14 protein-coding genes and 1 tRNA gene are annotated in these 17,326 nt (G+C 67.7%); 7 read left to right on the forward strand and 8 right to left on the reverse strand.

From position 1 onward, the window contains the following. Positions 1-34 precede the first annotated feature (34 nt). Positions 35-937 carry an Fpg/Nei family DNA glycosylase gene (locus ACQ7HM_RS09955; RefSeq protein ID WP_434216095.1) on the reverse strand — a complete coding sequence of 301 codons (903 nt, stop codon included), beginning with the start codon at positions 935-937 and terminating at the stop codon, positions 35-37. A gap of 110 nt (positions 938-1,047) precedes the next feature. Between ACQ7HM_RS09955 and ACQ7HM_RS09960 the strand changes: the two genes are divergently transcribed. Next, positions 1,048-1,815, forward strand: coding sequence for a 3'(2'),5'-bisphosphate nucleotidase CysQ (locus ACQ7HM_RS09960; RefSeq protein WP_434216096.1), 768 nt, complete (start codon positions 1,048-1,050; stop codon positions 1,813-1,815). 26 nt (positions 1,816-1,841) lie between these two features. Here ACQ7HM_RS09960 and cobF read toward each other — a convergent pair whose 3' ends face one another. After that, positions 1,842-2,642, reverse strand: coding sequence for a precorrin-6A synthase (deacetylating) (gene cobF, locus ACQ7HM_RS09965; protein WP_434216097.1), 801 nt, complete (start codon positions 2,640-2,642; stop codon positions 1,842-1,844). Between the two features lie 8 nt (positions 2,643-2,650). Then, the gene (locus tag ACQ7HM_RS09970) at positions 2,651-3,490 is read right to left on the reverse strand and encodes an SDR family oxidoreductase (protein WP_434216098.1); all 840 of its coding nucleotides are present in this window, start codon (positions 3,488-3,490) and stop codon (positions 2,651-2,653) included. Between the two features lie 75 nt (positions 3,491-3,565). On the opposite strand from ACQ7HM_RS09970, the gene ACQ7HM_RS09975 reads away from it, so the two are divergent. From ACQ7HM_RS09975 to ACQ7HM_RS09985, 3 genes are all read left to right on the forward strand, one after another. Further along, positions 3,566-4,042 carry a glutathione peroxidase gene (locus tag ACQ7HM_RS09975; protein WP_434216099.1) on the forward strand — a complete coding sequence of 159 codons (477 nt, stop codon included), beginning with the start codon at positions 3,566-3,568 and terminating at the stop codon, positions 4,040-4,042. Positions 4,043-4,140: 98 nt separating this feature from the next. Continuing rightward, the gene (locus ACQ7HM_RS09980; RefSeq protein ID WP_434216100.1) at positions 4,141-4,791 is read left to right on the forward strand and encodes a vitamin K epoxide reductase family protein; all 651 of its coding nucleotides are present in this window, start codon (positions 4,141-4,143) and stop codon (positions 4,789-4,791) included. A gap of 81 nt (positions 4,792-4,872) precedes the next feature. After that, entirely contained in the window at positions 4,873-5,181 is a 309-nt protein-coding gene (locus tag ACQ7HM_RS09985; protein ID WP_434216101.1) for a hypothetical protein, read from the forward strand. Between the two features lie 86 nt (positions 5,182-5,267). Here the strand turns inward: ACQ7HM_RS09985 and ACQ7HM_RS09990 are convergent, their stop codons facing one another. Beyond that, entirely contained in the window at positions 5,268-6,995 is a 1,728-nt protein-coding gene (locus tag ACQ7HM_RS09990) for a cellulase family glycosylhydrolase (protein WP_434216102.1), read from the reverse strand. 316 nt (positions 6,996-7,311) lie between these two features. Between ACQ7HM_RS09990 and ACQ7HM_RS09995 the strand changes: the two genes are divergently transcribed. Then, complete coding sequence (locus tag ACQ7HM_RS09995) at positions 7,312-8,619, forward strand: PE-PPE domain-containing protein (RefSeq protein ID WP_434216103.1); 1,308 nt, start codon at positions 7,312-7,314, stop codon at positions 8,617-8,619. A gap of 58 nt (positions 8,620-8,677) precedes the next feature. Here ACQ7HM_RS09995 and ACQ7HM_RS10000 read toward each other — a convergent pair. Then, positions 8,678-8,750, reverse strand: a tRNA-Arg gene (locus ACQ7HM_RS10000). A 186-nt stretch (positions 8,751-8,936) separates the two neighbouring features. On the opposite strand from ACQ7HM_RS10000, the gene ACQ7HM_RS10005 reads away from it, so the two are divergent. Both ACQ7HM_RS10005 and ACQ7HM_RS10010 read left to right on the forward strand, forming a co-directional pair. Continuing rightward, positions 8,937-10,448: a DUF222 domain-containing protein gene (locus ACQ7HM_RS10005; protein ID WP_434216104.1), complete on the forward strand. Its 1,512-nt coding sequence runs from the start codon at positions 8,937-8,939 to the stop codon at positions 10,446-10,448. 242 nt (positions 10,449-10,690) lie between these two features. Continuing rightward, positions 10,691-12,865 carry a glutamine synthetase III gene (locus ACQ7HM_RS10010; protein WP_434216105.1) on the forward strand — a complete coding sequence of 725 codons (2,175 nt, stop codon included), beginning with the start codon at positions 10,691-10,693 and terminating at the stop codon, positions 12,863-12,865. Positions 12,866-12,955: 90 nt separating this feature from the next. Here the strand turns inward: ACQ7HM_RS10010 and ACQ7HM_RS10015 are convergent, their stop codons facing one another. From ACQ7HM_RS10015 to ACQ7HM_RS10025, 3 genes are all read right to left on the reverse strand, one after another. Beyond that, complete coding sequence (locus ACQ7HM_RS10015) at positions 12,956-14,914, reverse strand: AMP-binding protein (RefSeq protein WP_434216106.1); 1,959 nt, start codon at positions 14,912-14,914, stop codon at positions 12,956-12,958. Positions 14,915-15,022: 108 nt separating this feature from the next. Beyond that, a complete protein-coding gene (locus tag ACQ7HM_RS10020) occupies positions 15,023-16,696 on the reverse strand; it encodes a substrate-binding domain-containing protein (RefSeq protein ID WP_434216107.1) in 1,674 nt (557 codons plus the stop codon). 145 nt (positions 16,697-16,841) lie between these two features. After that, positions 16,842-17,282: a type II toxin-antitoxin system Rv0910 family toxin gene (locus ACQ7HM_RS10025; protein ID WP_055787251.1), complete on the reverse strand. Its 441-nt coding sequence runs from the start codon at positions 17,280-17,282 to the stop codon at positions 16,842-16,844. Between the last annotated feature and the right edge of the window lie 44 nt (positions 17,283-17,326).

A 17,326-nucleotide genomic window follows, 5' to 3' on the forward strand; every position in this document is an offset into this window, starting at 1 on the left:
GAATGCTAACGCACGGGTGTCACGCCGCCGTGGGCTACTTGAGCAGGCGTGACATCCGCCGGTCGGCGAGGATTTTCCCGCCGGTCTGGCACGTCGGGCAGTACTGGAACGCGCGGTCGGTGAACGACACCTCGCGCACCGTGTCGCCGCACACCGGGCAGGGCATGCCGGTGCGCGCGTGCACCCGCAGACCCGATCGTTTCTCGCCCTTCATGGTCGCGACCTCGGCGCCCTCGAGGCGCACGATCGCGTCGGACAGGACGGCGTTCACCGCGACGAAGAGCCGATCGAGCTGCTCGTTCGACAACGTCTTCGCCGTCGCGAACGGGGAGATCTGCGCGGTGTGCAGGATCTCGTCGCTGTAGGCGTTCCCGACGCCGCTGATGACCCGCTGATCGGTGAGGACGGTCTTGATGCGGGCCCCGGTGCCGGCGAGGATCGCGGCGAGCTCGTCCCGTGTCAGCGACAGGACGTCGGGACCCAGCGTCGCGATGCGTTCGATCTCGGCGGTGTCGCGCACGATCCACACCGCGAGGCGCTTCTGCGTGCCCGCCTCGGTGACGTCGAATCCCTCGCCGGGTAGGCCGCAGTGGACGCGCAGCGCGATGGGGCCCTTGCCGCCCGGGCGGGGTGGTGTCTGCGACAGGTTCGACGACCACCGCAGCCACCCGGCGCGGGACAGATGGATCACCAGGTGGATGACGTCGCGTTCGGCACCGGGCTCGACGGGTGTCGGCTCGGCCGGGTCGGTGCTGATCACCAGGTACTTGCCGATGCGGTGGACACCGGCGACGATCCGGCCCGCCAGCGCCGAGTACGGCGGGTCGGCGGTCTTCAGGACGGCGAGCGACGCGACGTCGACGCGACGTATCGGTAGTCCGGCCGCACGTCCGTCGACGTAGTCGGCGATGGCCTGCACCTCGGGCAACTCCGGCATGATCACTAGTCTGCTCGAAGGTGGAGGGGAACGAACGCCGAACGCCCGTTGCGGCCGGGTCGAGGGCGGCCGGGACGAGGGCACAGGGGCCGAAGGTGGAGAGGACGTCGATGCGATCACCGCACAGCGCCACGCCGCCGCGCGGGTCGCGACTGTCCGACGTGGAACTGGCCGCGCGTCTCGCCCAGGGAGCCGGCGAGGTGCTCGTCGCCGCACGACACCGCTCGATACTGACGGGCAGCGTGCTCGGCGACGTGGGTGACGCCGTCGCCCAGGCGTGGATCGCGGCGGCGTTGGCCATCCACCGTCCGCACGACGCGGTCCTGTCGGAGGAGGCCCGCGACTCGGGCGCACGACTGCGCAGCGAGCGGGTGTGGATCATCGATCCCCTCGACGGCACACGGGAATACGCGTCCGGACGCGACGACTGGGCGGTCCACATCGCCCTCACCGTCGACGGGGAACCGACCGACTGCGCGGTGTCCCTGCCCGCGACGGGCGAGCTGTTCCGTACCGACGAGGTGTCGCAGGCCGCCGAACCGTCGGGCAGGCTGGTCGTGTCGCGGTACGGCCTGAACTACGACACCGCCTGGGTGGCCGACCGGCTGTCGCTCACGCCGTACTCGGTCGGTTCGGCCGGCGCGAAGGCGATGGCCGTGGTGCGCGGCGACGCCGACGCGTACGTGCACGGGACCGGTCAATACGAGTGGGACAACTGCGCCCCCGTCGGGGTCGCGCTCGCCGCGGGCCTGCACTGCAGTCGTTTCGACGGGTCGCCGGTCGTCTACAACCGGTCGCGGCCCTACGTCCGGGACTTCGTGATCTGTCGATCCGACATCGCCGACGCGATGCTGTCGGCTCTCGCCGACCTCTTCTGATCCTGCGGCCCCTCGAGGCCGTCGGGTCAGGGTTTGCGGAGCAGGTAGATGTCCATGATCCAGCCGTGTTCGGCACGGGCACGGGCGCGTTCGTCGGCGATGCGGTCGCCGACCTCGCCGACGGTGCCGCTGATGAGGATCTCGTGCGGTGTGCCGAGGTAGGCACCCCACCAGATGTGGTCGTCCGGGTCGGCGGTGTGGCGGAAGGTGCAGTCGGCGTCGAGCATGACGATCTGGTTGGTGTCGATGCCCGGTGGCGTGTCGGCGAGTCGTCGACCGGTCGTGACGAGGATCGGTTCGCCGATGCGGTTGGCCAGGATCCGGTGTGCCGCGGTCAGGGCCGACGCGCTGCTGACGCCGGCGACCACCTCGATGCGCAGGGGTACCCGCCCGCGGTCGACGATGGCGTCGGCGATGCGCAGGGTGCTGTCGTAGAGCCCGGGATCACCCCACACGAGGATCGCCCCGACACCGTCGTCGGCGAGTTCGTGGCGCAGCGCGTCCTCGATGCGGGTGGCGCGCTCGTCGTGCCAGCGTCGGACCTCGGCGTCGTAGTCCTCGGGATCGGTTCGACGGGGCGGGTCGGTGACCTCGACGAAACGGTAGTTCCCGGCACCGAGGTGTCGTTCGCAGATCTGCTCGCGCACACCGATCAACACCTCGGTGGTGGAACCCTTGCCGCGCGAGGACTTCTCGAGCACGAAGAACGCGTCGACCCCGTGCAGTGCGTCGACGGCCTCGAGGGTGATCTGGCGTGGGTCACCGGGGCCGATGCCGATCACGCGGAGCGTGCGTACCCCCGCGGGCCCCGTCGCGCGCGACGTCATCGGCTCCGTCACGGACGGGCGCGCTTCAACCCGTGGAACCGGGCCATGACGTCGAGCATCGACTGCGATGGCAGGATCCGCTTGAGCGCGAACACGATCGGCGCCATGTTGCCGCGGGCGTAGAGCGTGCGCGGGTTCTCCGCGAGGGCCGCGGCCACCACCAGTTCGGCGACCGGACCGACCGCGAGCCCCTTGGCCTCGTTGCGGCGGGTCGCGGCGGCGACGACCTCGTAATCGGCGGCGTAGGCCGATGCCTCGTCGACGGTGTAGATGCGGCGGTCGGCGATTCCGGTGGCGATGGTCCCGGGCTCGACGGTGCTGATCGCGATGCCGAACGGCGCGAACTCGCGGCGGGTGGCGTCGGAGAACGCGTGCATCGCGCTCTTGGTGGCGCCATAGACCGACCGGAACGGCAGCGGGAAGCTGCCCAGCATCGATCCGACCATGACGATGCGTCCGAAGCGGCGTTCGCGCATTCCGGGGAGCAGCGCCTTCGTCAGCGCGATCGGGCCGAACAGGTTGGTCGCGAACACCTCGTAGATCGTCGACATCGGGGTGTCCTCGAGCGGACCCATGTGGCTCACGCCGGCGTTGTTGACGAGGATGTCGACGGCGCCTGCCTCACGGGCACAGCGCTCGACGCTCTCGGGATCGGTCTGGTCGAGGGCGATGTAGCGAACACCCGGCACGCGATCGGCCTCGGCGATGCACTCGGGGTGCCGACTGGTCCCGATCACGGTGTGGCCGGCCTCGACGAGAAGGCGTGCCGCCGCTTCTCCGATCCCACTCGACACACCCGTCACGAGAACGGTCCGGGACACGGCGCTGGCCGATCGCGATGAGGTCACGCGGATCACTCTAAGGGGTGGCCGTCGGCACCTCCATGACACCATCCGGCCGCAGATGCGCTACGAATATGAGTCATGACCACCGCGTATGACTTCACCGCCACCACCATCGACGGTGAGGAGGTCAGCCTCGAGCAGTACCGGGGCCGGCCCCTGCTCATCGTCAACACCGCCTCGCAGTGTGGGTTCACCCCGCAGTACACCGGTCTCGAGGAGCTGAACAAGGCCTACGCCGACAAGGGCCTCGTGGTCCTCGGCTTCCCGTGCAACCAGTTCGGTCACCAGGAGCCCGGCGACGCCGAGGAGATCAAGAACTTCTGCAACCTGAACTACGACGTCAGCTTCCCCATGTTCGAGAAGGTCGACGTCAACGGCAGCGACGCGCACCCGTTGTTCGCGTGGCTCCGTTCGGAGAAGTCGACCATCCTCGGCAACCGGATCAAGTGGAACTTCACCAAGTTCCTGGTCAACAAGGAGGGCCAGGTCGTCGACCGGTTCCCGCCGACCACCAAGCCGCAGGCACTGACCGGGAAGATCGAGAAGGTCCTGTAGGCGTCACCGCGACGTCTCATTCACGCCTGGAGTCGGCACTTGTAGCCTGGTCTCGCCCCGGACACCGGCGGGGCGTGTCAGGAACCGAGGAGGTCGTGGTGAGCGAGTCGATCGCCGTGTCGGACGAGTCGTCGAGATCGACCGATTCCGTAGTTCCCGACGACAGTTCGTCCGAGCCTGTGTGGGCACCGAGGCGCGCGACCGCGATCGTGCTGCTCATCTGCGGCGCCATCGGGCTCCTCGCCGCGGTCACGCTCACCATCGAACGGTTCAAGCTCCTCGAGGACCCGTCGTACCGGCCGAGTTGCAGCCTGAACCCGGTGCTGTCGTGCGGGTCGGTGATGGTGACGAAGCAGGCTCAGTTCTTCGGGTTCCCCAACCCGCTGATCGGCATCGGCGCGTTCAGCGTGGTGCTGGTGATCGGTGCGCTGGTGGCGGCGCGCGTCGATCTGCCGATCTGGTTCTGGGGTGGCCTCACCGCGGGACTGGGCGCGGGCATGGTGTTCGTGGTGTACCTGATCGTGCAGAGCCTGTATCGCATCAACGCGCTGTGCCCGTACTGCATGGCGGTGTGGACCGTGACGCCGATCCTGTTCGTCATCGCGGCGCAGACCACCGCCCGCCTCGGGTCGGTGCCGGCGCTGTGGCGTGTGGTCGACAAGGCGTGGTTCGCCCTCATCGCCTACTACATCGTCGTCGTCGCGCTCATCGGCGAGCGGTTCTGGTACTACTGGTCGACCCTGCTGTGAACAACGCGCTGCTGTGAAGAACCCTGGCGGCATGCTCGTCATCGACCCGATGCTGTCGGCCGCCGCGGTTACGGTGCGCCCATGAGCGAACGCTTTCCCGACGACTGCCCCACCCTCACGCGCGATGGTGTCACCGTCGGCTTCTCCCCCGCCCCCGACGGCATGACCCTGTGGGCGTGGTGGCGCGACACCGATGATCGGCACACCGACAGCGAGGTCATCGGCGCGTTCGGCACCTACGAGGCCGGCGTGATCGGCGCGCTCAAGGCCATCGCCGATCGCGACATCTCCACGGCGGGAACCGAACCCGACCCCGATGTCGTGGCGGTGGAGGCGCAGTTCCTCGAGAAGACCTTCACCGAGACCGACTGGATGGGCCTGGGTTTCTAGGCCGTCTCGCCACCCGCACCTACGACAACGGGCGGTCACCGGTCCGTCAGGACCGATGACCGCCCGCGGTCAGTGCTGAGTCGAGATCAGCCGACGGCGCCCGCGGTCGCGGTCTCCGTCTTCTCCGGTGCGGTCGCGCTCGGCGTCGAGATGATCGACGGCGTCACCGAATCCGTCGCCGGGGTCGTCGAGCTCTCGGTGGTCGACGGGGTGACGGCCGAACCCGCGCCGCTCGACACCGGGTCCTTCGACTTCGGCGTGCTCGGCGTGACCGGGGTGCTCGGCGTGACCGGGGCACTCGACTCCGTGGTCGACGGCGTCGTCGACTGCGGCGCAGGAGCCTCCGACGTCGACTCATCGTTCGCAGCGATCAAGGCCTTCGGCGCGGACTTCTCGGTCGACTCGGGGGCCGACTCGGTGGTCGGCGCAGCCGCCGCCACGCGAAGGGCCGCGACCCGGTTGCTTGATGCGCCACCCGATCCCGGACCCGAGGTCTCGGTGGTCGCCGGCGGACCTGCGACCGGCGGCGCGAAGATCCGCTGGATCGCCTGGAAGAACGAGTTGATCGCGTTGGTGAAGATCGACGTGAAGTTGGTGAACGCCTGCGTGATCGACGTGACGAAGTTCTGCAGGAACAGCGCCAGCACGTTCGGCGGCGCGGCCACCGGGACCTGTGAGGCCAGGTAGTCCTGGATCACCTTCACCGATTCCTTCGGGTTCAACTGGTAGTCGTAGATGCCGAAGTACTTCTCGTTGTAGACGTTTTGCGCCTGGCGGTAGACCGCAAACGCTTGCGCGTATGCGAGTTTGTCAGCCTCAGTGGCGTTGGCACCCAGCGGCTTCGGGGCAACCGGCGCCTCGGTCGGGATGTATTCCGCCTGGTCGCGCGTGGTGTAGATGAACATCGGACCGGCGAACGACTGCTTGCTCCAGGTCGTGATGAAGTCCTTGATATACGCGGCCTGCTGCCCCGTGCCACCGGATTCCGAGGTCGGGAAGCCGTACTCCGAGGCCCAGATCAGCTTCTGGCCGTCCTTGTTGGTCACCATCAGCGCGTGCATTCGGTTGACCTCGCCGAGGGGGTACTCGGGATCGGAGTTGCCGGAGTACGGCGTCGTGTACTGGTACGGGTGGTAGGAGATCGCATCGAACTTTCCCTGCGCTCCGGCCTTGTACATCTGGTCGAGGAATGTCGGCGCGTCGAGGTCGCCTGCGTCGGCGTTCGTGGGGATGGCCCCGAAGACACCGGCGATGACGGTGACCGTCGGGTCGGCCATCTTGATCTTGGCGTAGGCGTCGGCGAGCATCTCCGTGTACTTGACCGGGTCAGCCTTGCCGCCGAAGACGGACCCACCGTTGGTGTCGTTCCAGATCTCGTAGCCCGAGACGATGCCCTTGTACCTGGATGTGACGGCGCCCGCGAAGTCGCCGTAGTCCGATGACTTGGCGGGCGGGCTGACGCGTGCGGGATACGAATCATCGGTCACGGCCCAGTTCGGCGAGTGCGTGATGGTCGCGATGACGCCCATGTCGCGCGCCTTCGCGGCATTCATGATCTTGTCGATCTTCGTCCAGTCGTACTTGCCCTTGCTGGTCTCGACGTCGGCCCACGGAATGAACAGTCGAACGTCTTTCACGCCGATCGAGTTCAACTTGTCGAGCGTCGCATTGACGTCGGCGTCGGTCATGTTGGTGAGGTCGCTGTCGGCGACACCGAGGGTGGTCGGTTTCTCGATCACCTTGGCCACGTTGAGGATCGAGTAGGCCGGCTCACCATTGGGCAGCAATGCCTGCCCGCCGAATGCGCCAAACATGGTGAGCGCAGATAACGAGACGACAGTCTTGGCGAAAGGAAAAGGGCGGGGGCGAAGCATGGACACGTGATTACCGCTTTCGATGTACTGCGGATTGGTAATTACTTCTTTTGCCGCAGATTAAGCATAGTTATAACAGGTGCTGCAGGACTTCTGTACAGCGAATCGTGGGGATCCGAGGATTCGTCTGAACGGTGGACACCGCAGGTGATCAGGGTGTCCATCGATCGCTAGGTGTGAGATGCTGATCACGTACGGGGGGCGCCGGGGTTCCGGTAGTCGGTCCACACGGGCCGGCACTTTCTGGGGGAAGATCATGAAGCTCATCAACAAGTCCGCCATGTCTGCTGTTCTGGCGATGTCCGCAACCGCGATCCTGTTCGGCCAGACGGTGACGACGACGCCGTCGACCGGGGCAGTCGCCCTGACCGCCAACACCCTTCTGGTGATGGGTGGCAACGGCAATCCCGACGGCGTCAACATGGAGAAGGAACTGAACAATCGGTTCACGGGTCTTCCCGGAACCCCTTACAACGGTTACACATTCACGCCTGTGAAGTGGTCGGCGCAGACGCCGATCAGCGCCGGCGCCGACGGCACGCTGTTCAACGTGTCGCAGGACGAGGGCCTCGAGAAGATCAATGCGGCTCTCGCGCAGACCTACACGCCGGGCCAGAAGGTGGTCATCGTCGGCTACTCGTCGAGCGCCTCGGTGGTCAGCCGCCAGATCAACGCACTGCAGGCGACGCGCAACAGTGGCGGAGCCGCGAGCACCCCGTCCACCGACGACCTCAGCTTCGTCGTCTTCGGTAACCCGATGCGACCCAACGGCGGATTCTTCACCCGGTACCCGGGCTACAAGATCGGTCCCCCGCTGGGAGTCGACTTCCAGCCGCCGCTCGGTGCATCGGACTACCAGATCACCGATGTGTGCCGGCAGTACGACGGTTTCTGCGACTACCCGAGCAACCCGACCAACATGCTCGTCATGATCAACACCGCGCTGGGCATGTACTTCGATCACGGCGACTACTTCAACGTCGATATCGACAACAAGGACAACATCCTTCGCGATCAGACGGTCGGCAACACACGCTTCATCACGGTGAAGAACACCCTGCCGATCCTGCGCTTCATGCCGTCGTTCCTCGCCGCCCCGCTCGACGCGATCCTGCGTCCGCAGATCGAGGCCGCCTACGACCGCACCGGGAACCTGGGAACCCCGACACCGTCGACGGTCTCGGCCGCCAACGATCCGCTGCTGAACCTGGTGAACACCTACCTGCGCCTCTTCGGTGGTTCGGGATCGGGCACCCAGACGCCGGTCGAGTCGACACCGAACACGGTCACCAAGCAGGTCACCGCGCGCAAGGTCGCCACGGCGCCGACCGAGGAGACACCGGCCATGACGGCGCCGACGTCGACCACCACACCGACGACCGCGACCACCCCGACCACCAGCTCCCCGGCGCCGACCTCGACCACCACGTCGAACACGGCCCCGACGGACACCGATCCGATCTCGACGTCGACCACGCCGACCACGCCGACCAGCACGTCGACGACTCCGAGCAAGACCTCGGCACCGTCGACAAGCACGGACACCGTGTCGCCGGCCGCCTGACACACCACGCACACGACACGACCCCCACGCCGTCGGCGTGGGGGTCGTGTCGTTTCTGTGCCCTCGGCAGGATTCGAACCTGCGACCTACCCTTTAGGAGAGGGTTGCTCTATCCCCTGAGCTACGAAGGCGCGCACCGAAGCGTGGCACATCAGCCCGGAACGGCACGAGTCTATCGGAGACCGCAGCGCGTCCTCCTGCGAACGGAAGCGGACCGGTGTCTACGCTCGCGCACTCACCCTCGCGTGATTGTCGTACCCCTGTTCTAGGCTTCTTTTATGGTCGACGGGGGTTGGGCTAAGGTGGATGCGGGGTCGGTGGGTTTGCTCACCGATCACGCTGACGCGCCGGTGAACTCGTTGTTGGACAACATGGTTCACGCCGCGGCCGGGCAGGCATTCCTGGAATGGACCCGCTACCGCGACGCCGGAGAGCTCCACCGCCGACTGGTGGTGCCGGAGGAGGCCTCAGACCGCCGCACGTTCGACGCCCTGATGCAGTGCGCAGCCCGGATCGCGGTCACCCACGCGATGTCGCAAGGCGCAGCGGAGCGTCTCGTGGACACCGCCGTCGCGCTCCGCGACCGTCTACCTCAGGTCGCTACGTGTCTCCGGGACGGGCGGCTCGCACCCCGCTATGTGCGCACGATCGTGGAACGGACCGACCTGCTCATCGACCGCGAGGCCCAACAGATCGTCGACGGCGAGATCGCGGCCGCTCTTCGGCGGCGGGGATCGTGGTCGCCGTCGCGGATCCGGGACATGGTCGACCGCAGCGTCTACCGCGTCGACCCCGACGCCGTACGTGCCCGCCGCAAGTCCGCGGTCGATGCCCGTGGGTTCTGGCTCGAACGCCTCGAGGACGGCATGGCCCGCGTCGAAACCACCAGCACTGCGGAGAAAGCCATCGCAGTCTCCCGACGAGTGGAGGCGCTGGCGCGCGCGGTCTGCAGCAACGACGACCGCACGCTCGCGGCACGGAAGTCCGATGCCCATTTCTGTCTCGTCATGGGTGTGGCGTGGGAATGCCAGTGCGGCAGCGATGACTGCGATGCACCCACTGCCGACGACAATCCCACCGCCCGCAATGTGCCGGGCGCCGGCAGCAACATCACGTTGCACGTCATCTGCGACCTGGAGACCGTCGCCGGAGATGGCGAGACACCGTGTTTCCTCGACGGCTACGGCGTCATCTCCCCCGCCCACCTCGACGACCTCCTGCAGGAACCTGGTCTGACGGTGGCGCCGATCGGACACCGCGACCAGCCTCTCGCCCCGCACAGCCCGAGCAATCCCTACCGGCCCTCGACCGCACTCGACACCGTCGTCCGTGCGCGGTCGTTGTACTGCGACATCGCCGGGTGTGACCGCGCCGCGTGGGTGTGCGACATCGACCACACCCGCGAATACGACCACGAAAATCCCTGCAACGGTGGACAGACGTGTCCGGGGAACACCGGATCGAAGTGCCGGTTCCACCACAACCTGAAAACCCACACGGCATTTCTCGACGACCAGACCACCGGCCGTGACGGCCGCACCGAACGGGTCATCGTCACCCCCGAAGGCCGCACCGTGCCCGGGCCGGCGTTCGACGGCACCGACCTGTTCCCCGCGTTGAAAGACATCCGATTCACCGCCCCCGAACACGCCCCACCCACCGACACGACGACCCCGGGCGACACCGAGCCTGCACCGACCAGACGCCGACCACGCCTGGCCGAAAAACACGCCCGCCGACACGCAGAACGCGAACACAACCGCCGCACCCGCAACGCCGAACAGCAGGCCGCGCGCGACGCCGACACCGAAGACCCACCGCCGTTCTGAGACGGCGAGACGTCCTTGCGGTTGCCGCCATGGTCAGAAGTCGATAGCGTTCCGAATCACTTCGGTCCACAGACCCCATTTTCGCCGCCCACAGGGCCGGAAACCGGGGTCTGCCTCGCGTGTTTCCTGGGCGTCACACGATGGAAACGCCCCCGCGACAGGTCACCCATAGCGTCGCGTGAGCGTTCTTTTCACGTTGTATCCAGCCCATCGGGGGTGGATCGGACATCCAGGAGTGACCCATGAGTGGCAGCATTTCCCGCCGTGAGGCGATCAAGGCCGTAACCGCCCACAGCACCCCCGAGTGCGCCACGGCGGAGGCGCCCCTCGCCGAGTTGTTCGGGGTCAACGTCTTCAGCAAGGCGGTCATGAAGGACCGTCTGCCCAAAAGCGTGTTCAAGAAGGTCGCGGCCACCATCGACGAGGGCACCATCCTCGACCCCACCATCGCCGACGTCGTGGCCAACGCCATGAAGGACTGGGCGATCGAGAAGGGCGCCTCGCACTACGCCCATGTCTTCTACCCGCTGACCGGGTTCACCGCGGAGAAGCACGACTCGTTCCTCGAGCCCGACTCGTCGGGCGCATCGCTCGCCGAGTTCCAGGGCAAGACCCTGCTGCAGGGCGAGCCCGATGCGTCGAGCTTCCCCAACGGCGGCCTGCGCGGCACCTTCGAGGCCCGCGGCTACACCGGCTGGGACGTCACCAGCCCGGCCTACATCCTGGAGAACCCGAACGGCAACACCCTCTGCATCCCCACGGTCTTCATCTCGTGGACCGGTGAGGCACTCGACAAGAAAACCCCGCTGCTGCGCAGCCAGCAGGCCATGAGCAAGCAGGCCATGCGTCTGCTGAAGCTGTTCGGCCACGGCGACGTCGACACCGTGGTGTCGTACGCGGGCGCCGAGCAGGAGTACTTCCTCATCGACGAGCACTTCTACTACGCACGACCCGACATCATGACGACGGCGCGAACCCTGTTCGGCGCCAAGCCGTCCAAGGGCCAGGAGTTCGACGACCACTACTTCGGCGCCATCCCCGACCGCGTGCTGGCGTACATGATCGACCTCGACCGGGAGCTGTTCAAACACGGCATCCCGTCGAAGACCCGCCACAACGAGGTCGCGCCCGGCCAGTTCGAGCTGGCCCCGGTCTTCGAGCGTTCGGTGCTCGCCCACGATCACCAGCAGCTGATGATGACCATCATGAAGAAGGTCGCCGAGAACCACGGCATGACCTGTCTGCTGCACGAGAAGCCCTTCGCCGGTGTCAACGGCTCGGGTAAGCACGTCAACTTCTCGCTCGGCAACAGCAACCAGGGCAACCTGCTCAACCCCGGCGACACCCCGCACGAGAACGTGCAGTTCCTGGTGTTCTGCGCGGCCATCATCCGCGGCGTCCACAAGTACGGTGGCCTCCTGCGCGCCTCGGTCGCCTCGGCCAGCAACGACCACCGTCTCGGTGCCAACGAGGCTCCGCCGGCGATCATCTCGATCTTCCTGGGCGATCAGCTGATGGACGTCTTCGACCAGATCGCCAAGGGCGGTGCCACGGAGTCGAAGGAGTCGGGCGTCCTCGAACTCGGTGTCGACAGCCTGCCGCCGATGAAGGCCGATCCGGGTGACCGCAACCGCACGAGCCCGTTCGCGTTCACCGGCAACCGATTCGAGTTCCGTGCGCCGGGGTCCAACCAGTCGATCTCCGACCCGATGGTCGCGATCAACACGATCCTCGCCGACTCGATCGACTACCTCGCCACCGAGCTGGAAAAGCTGACCTCCGACGGCACCGAGTTCAACGCGGCTGTGCAGACCGTGCTGCAGCAGGTCATCACCGACCACGGCGCCGTCATCTTCAACGGTGACGGATACGCCGACGCATGGCAGGAGGAGGCCGCGTCGCGTGGGCTGAAGAATCTCCGCACCACCGTCGACGCGGTCCCGTTCATGGCGGAGAAGGAGAACGAGGAACTGTTCGAGCGCTACGGCGTGCTGTCGGCGCGGGAGCTCGAGGCCCGCAAGGACGTCATCCTCGAGCAGTACGCGCTGACGATCCTGGTGGAGGCCAAGGAGACCGCCGAGATCGCCAAGACGATGATCCTGCCGACCGCTCTGCGCTACCAGGGTGAGCTGGCCGGGATCGCGGTGAACGTGAAGGCGGCCGGGCTCGACGCCGCCAACCCGCTGCTCACCGACATCACGACGGCGATCGGTGCGCTGAGCTCGTCGTTGGCGACCCTGGAGGACGGCATCGCGTCGTTCCACGGCGAGTCCGAACTCGAGGAGTCGACGTACGCGCTGGAGACGCTGATCCCGGCGATGGCCGAGGTGCGGGTCGCCGCGGACACGCTCGAAGGTCTCGTCGCCGACGATCTGTGGCCGCTGCCGACCTACAACGAGATGCTGACCATCCTGTAACCCGTTCGGCGGGTACCGACCTCGACGGCGGTGAACCGGCGCAGCAGCGTCGCGTTCACCGCCGTTGTCGTGTGATCGACGCGCGCGAGGTCAGGAGAGCCGACCCGCGGGACCCATCCGGTCGAATCGACGCAATGACTCCGGCGCCATCACCGTCGGGTGCACCACGGCACCCGATTCGACCTCGGCGAGCGAACCGTCGGCGTCGCGTCGGACCCGGATGTCGGTGGCCAGCATGCGTTCACCGGGCCGGAAGGGGTTGGCGACGAAACGTGACGACGTCGACGCCGACCGACCGGCGTGCCCGCGCGGCAGGTGGGCGCCGGCGATGTACAGCTCACCGACCGCACCCGGCGGCAGGGGCTGCAACCGGTCGTCGAGGACGTACATCTCGGTGTTCCAGGCGGGCATCGCGCCGCACCCCTCGGCCAGACGGGTGAGGGTGTGGGTCGGCGAGACTCGCCGCCGCGCCGATCGATCCGGCGCAGTGCCGCGGCGTGCGGACTGCCCGTCGGCGCGCAGTGTCGCACTCGTCGTGAGCGGCAGGAGGACCGTGGTGATCCAATCGGCGTCGAGGTGGCGCGTGTCGGGCAGATCGGTCACCACCTCGCCGTCCTGCGAGACCGTCCACTGCAGACGGGCGGCGAGCGACGAGTGCGAGATGACCACGGGGGCAGCGTTTCCCGAGGCGACCCACGCGACCAGCGCGGTTGAACCGAGGCGGGCGGGCCCGTGCAGTTCGCTCGGACAGATCGGGTCGTCGGAGTGGTCGGCGATCTCGAGCGGATCGAGGGCGATCACGGTCACCCACGGCGGGATGACGTCGAAGCCGGTGCGCGCCAACGACGTCACGTCGTGGTCCTGCTCGAACAGGGTGGACGCGGCGGGGTCGTGCGCGTCGGCGACGGGGCGCGGGCCCGCGGCACCGAGGATGTCGGAGACGTCGGCGTCCCGGACGAATTCACCCATCACCGCGTCGGGATCGATGTCGTCGTCGGTGAGCAGGCGGTCAGTCACCACGCAGGCCGGATCGGCCGCATCGATCAGTCCCGATAGCAGTGTCGGGGCGCCGGAGACGGGCAATGGCAGCACTCCCCCGCCGGCGCGGTACACGGCGAGCGTCGCGACGGTCGCCCACACCGGATCGGCGCACATCACCCCGACGACGACGTCGGTGCCGACCCCGTGCGCCACCAGTCCGCGTGTGACCTGGTTGACGCGACTGTCCAACTCGCCGTACGAGATCGATTTGCCGCCGCGGGTGAACTCGATCGCGACGGCGTCGGGGTCGCGGGCCAACGCCAGGTCCACGAGGTCGACGACGGTCGCCGGGACCGTCAGTTCGTCTATGTCGTCCCATGACGTCGGCACCGATGCCGCGGCGGGCGAGGTGAGAACCGCGAGAAGACGGTCGACGCCGCGGTGCGGATCGGCGGTCGCGTCGACGAGGTCGAGGCGCAGGCGGTCATCGCGTGTGCGATAGACCCGCACCACCGGCGCGTCTTCACCCGGGGTGTCGCGGCGCAGGACGGCGACCTCTCCGCACAGGTCGCCGAACGAGACCGGCCCGACGCCGTCGAGCACCTCGACCCGGGCGGCACGTCCGGACTCGATGCATGCCGCGGCGATCACGTCGGCGAGATCGACGTCGTCGCGGCCGGCCTTCAGGCGCAGCGCACGCGACGTCGACGCCGACAGGGCCGCTGACGCCGTGTCGATCGGGAGGTACGAGGTGAGAGGGGACGCGGTGTCGATGTGGTCGGTGGCGGTCGTGCGAACGTCGGGCCCCGCGCTCCGGGTGGCGGCGTAGGCGGCGGCGATCGCGGGCAGCGGGCCGAGCGGATCGGCGTGGCGATGGGTCAGGACGATGACGGCGTGGTCGCGGCTCACCACGTCCACGAGGACCGAGTCGACACCGGACGACGCGCAGACCGGGGCATGGGCGGCGATGGCCTCGGCGAGGGCGGCGTGGTCGACGCGAGCACGCAGATCGACGGCGATCGAGGTCGATCCTGTGGCGTGGGGGGACGTGTCGACAGAGTCCGCCATGCCCGCCCTCCTCGTCGCACACCATTCGGTCACCCGTACGTCGCCGCGGACGGGAAACCTGTTACGCGGTGTGGTTCGGAGTGCGCCCGGCGCCGGATTGGTCGCCGGTCAGCGGCCGGCCGCGGTCACCCGGGCCGCGACCGCGTCGACCAACACCGACGGGATCTCGGTGGGGTCCTTCGCCTGATAGCTGGTGCCCGCGGGGGCGAGATCGGCGATCTGCTGCAGCGCGGAGGTGTCGGCGTCCGCGGAGATGCCGATGGTGACGATGTCGATGGGACGAGCCGGGTCCTGGAGTGCTCTGATCTTCGACAACAGCTCCGACAGACCCATGCTGCCGGGATCCTCGTTACGACCGTCGGTGAGCACGATGATGCTGTTGGAGTAGTTCGGGTCGTAGGTGTCGAGCACCTTCTTGTACGCCGCCAGGGTCGTGTCGTAGAGGCCGGTGCCGCCGCCGACGTAGCGCTGGTAGTCCTGCGCCTGGCTGTTGAGGAACTCGCGCTGGGTGCGGCCGTCGGGCCGCACGTGGTCCTCGCGTTCGATGGGGGCGATCTCCACCCAGTCCTGTCCCGGGCCGCCCTTGTCGACCGAGAAGTACCACATGCCGATCGCGGTGTTGTTGGGGAACAGCTTGTTCCCGGTGAGCGCCGCCTGCACGAGGAGTTCGGCGCGTGTCGACGAACCGACCTGCTCCTCCATGCTCCCCGAGACGTCCATCGCGACCAGTGTGCGGATGGGTTCGGCGACCACCGCCCACTGCCGCAGGGTCTTCGTCTGCTGCGACGGGTCGCGCAGCGCGATCGGCGCGACGTCGCCGACACCGGTACCGGCCAGGGGTGCGCGCGTGGGCGGTCGGTAGTGCTGCGCCGCGAGCGCCGTCTGGCCGGCGGCGCTCGACACCTCGCGCGCGAACCGTTGTCCGGCCTCGCGTGCGGTGTCCCGCCGGTCGGCGGCCGCGGTGACGAGCATCGGGTGGTCGAGGAATGCGGTGCCGACCGCGGGGACCGCCTCGGTGAGCTTCGTGGTCGGCGTCGCCGCGGTGTGGGAGAGGAACTGCTGTTCGGTGGTGACGACGGGGACACCGGAGGATTCCGCGAGCGCCAGACGCGACTCCTCGGAGTCGTCGGCGGTACGGACGTTGCCCTGCTGGATCGCGAGCAGCGTCATCGCGTCGGTGAGGTCCTTGCTGCTCAAGGTGCCCTTCTCGACCGAGGCCAGCGCTCCGACGATGGGGGCGTTGCCGGTGCTGGAATCCAACGGACTGCCGATGCGCAGGTCGGGCAGCTTCATCACCGACACCCAGTCGGGCAGTTGCGGCAGCGACGATCCGACGACCACGGCGGGCGTGGTCGCCACCGACGGCACGACGATGTCGGTGGGGACGCGGACCTGCCGGGTGACGGTCGTCGCGCGACCGGTCGAGTCGGCGACCCACAGATCGGGCGCGCCCTCGCCGCGGGTCAGTTCACCGGCGATACCCGTCCCGGCGACGGCCGACACGGTGTAGTCGAAGCATGAGTTCTCCGACGCCTGCGGCGCCACGGATTTGAGGACCGTGGTCATCGACGGGTCGGCGGCGATGGTGATGCCGGTACGGGAGTCGCAGTCCGGGCCCGCCGAGTCGGCGAGCGTCGCCCACACGACGCCGCCCGCCGCGAGGGCGATGACGACGACCGCGGCCGACATCAGCAGTCCGCGACGCCGTCGTTGTGGCGGTGCGGTGTCGGAACCACGCCGGGAGGCGGACGTCGACTCGTCGGCAGCGTGATGACGCCCCATGGGATCCCCGTCCGTCGCGCTGCACTCAGCTGCGGTGACCTGCACCGATGGCAGCGATGTCGTCGAGGATGATAGCCCAGGCGACGAATCGGGATCTGCCGAACCCCGACGAAACGGACGTCCCGCGACGGTGCGGGCGTCGGCGTTATTCGGCGAAGACCTTCTGGAACTTCGCGAGCGACTCGCGGAGGTCGGAGGTGACCAGCTTCGCCGCGGCCTTGCCTGCGGGGCCCATCATCGGAAGGCCGCCGAGGTCGAGGTCGATGGTGACCTTGGAGCCGTCGCCGGACTTCACCGACGTCAGGCTCAGCTTGACCTTCACACCACCCTTGCCGTTGCCCTTGAGAGCGACGATGTTCGGCGGATCGAACTTGTCGACCGTCCACTCGAAGCGGACGCGGGTGCCCTTGACCGCGACCACCGAGGCGATCTTCAGGCCCTTCGCCAGCTGATCACGGGTCGGTACGTCGCTGCGCCACCCGTCGTGGATGGTCAGCCACTCGTCGTAGCGGGAGAGATCGGAGACATTGGTCCAGGCGTCGTCGGGACTCAGGGGAACCTCGACGCTCTCGCTCACAGAAGCCATGCCGACAGACTATGGGGTCGATGCCATCCTCCGATGACGGGATG

The organism is Williamsia sp. MIQD14 (assembly GCF_051025635.1).
Classification (GTDB): domain Bacteria; phylum Actinomycetota; class Actinomycetes; order Mycobacteriales; family Mycobacteriaceae; genus Williamsia_A.

What these genes read in the sequence shown, in the direction of transcription:
- ACQ7HM_RS09995 (WP_434216103.1), top strand. Translation starts at nt 7,312, where the DNA reads ATGAAGCTCATCAACAAGTCCGCCATGTCTGCTGTTCTGGCGATGTCC.
- ACQ7HM_RS09975 (WP_434216099.1), top strand. Translation starts at nt 3,566, where the DNA reads ATGACCACCGCGTATGACTTCACCGCCACCACCATCGACGGTGAGGAG.
- ACQ7HM_RS10020 (WP_434216107.1), bottom strand. Translation starts at nt 16,696, where the DNA reads ATGGGGCGTCATCACGCTGCCGACGAGTCGACGTCCGCCTCCCGGCGT.
- ACQ7HM_RS10015 (WP_434216106.1), bottom strand. Translation starts at nt 14,914, where the DNA reads ATGGCGGACTCTGTCGACACGTCCCCCCACGCCACAGGATCGACCTCG.
- ACQ7HM_RS10025 (WP_055787251.1), bottom strand. Translation starts at nt 17,282, where the DNA reads ATGGCTTCTGTGAGCGAGAGCGTCGAGGTTCCCCTGAGTCCCGACGAC.
- cobF (WP_434216097.1), bottom strand. Translation starts at nt 2,642, where the DNA reads ATGACGTCGCGCGCGACGGGGCCCGCGGGGGTACGCACGCTCCGCGTG.
- ACQ7HM_RS09985 (WP_434216101.1), top strand. Translation starts at nt 4,873, where the DNA reads ATGAGCGAACGCTTTCCCGACGACTGCCCCACCCTCACGCGCGATGGT.
- ACQ7HM_RS09960 (WP_434216096.1), top strand. Translation starts at nt 1,048, where the DNA reads ATGCGATCACCGCACAGCGCCACGCCGCCGCGCGGGTCGCGACTGTCC.
- ACQ7HM_RS10010 (WP_434216105.1), top strand. Translation starts at nt 10,691, where the DNA reads ATGAGTGGCAGCATTTCCCGCCGTGAGGCGATCAAGGCCGTAACCGCC.
- ACQ7HM_RS09955 (WP_434216095.1), bottom strand. Translation starts at nt 937, where the DNA reads ATGCCGGAGTTGCCCGAGGTGCAGGCCATCGCCGACTACGTCGACGGA.
- ACQ7HM_RS09990 (WP_434216102.1), bottom strand. Translation starts at nt 6,995, where the DNA reads ATGTTTGGCGCATTCGGCGGGCAGGCATTGCTGCCCAATGGTGAGCCG.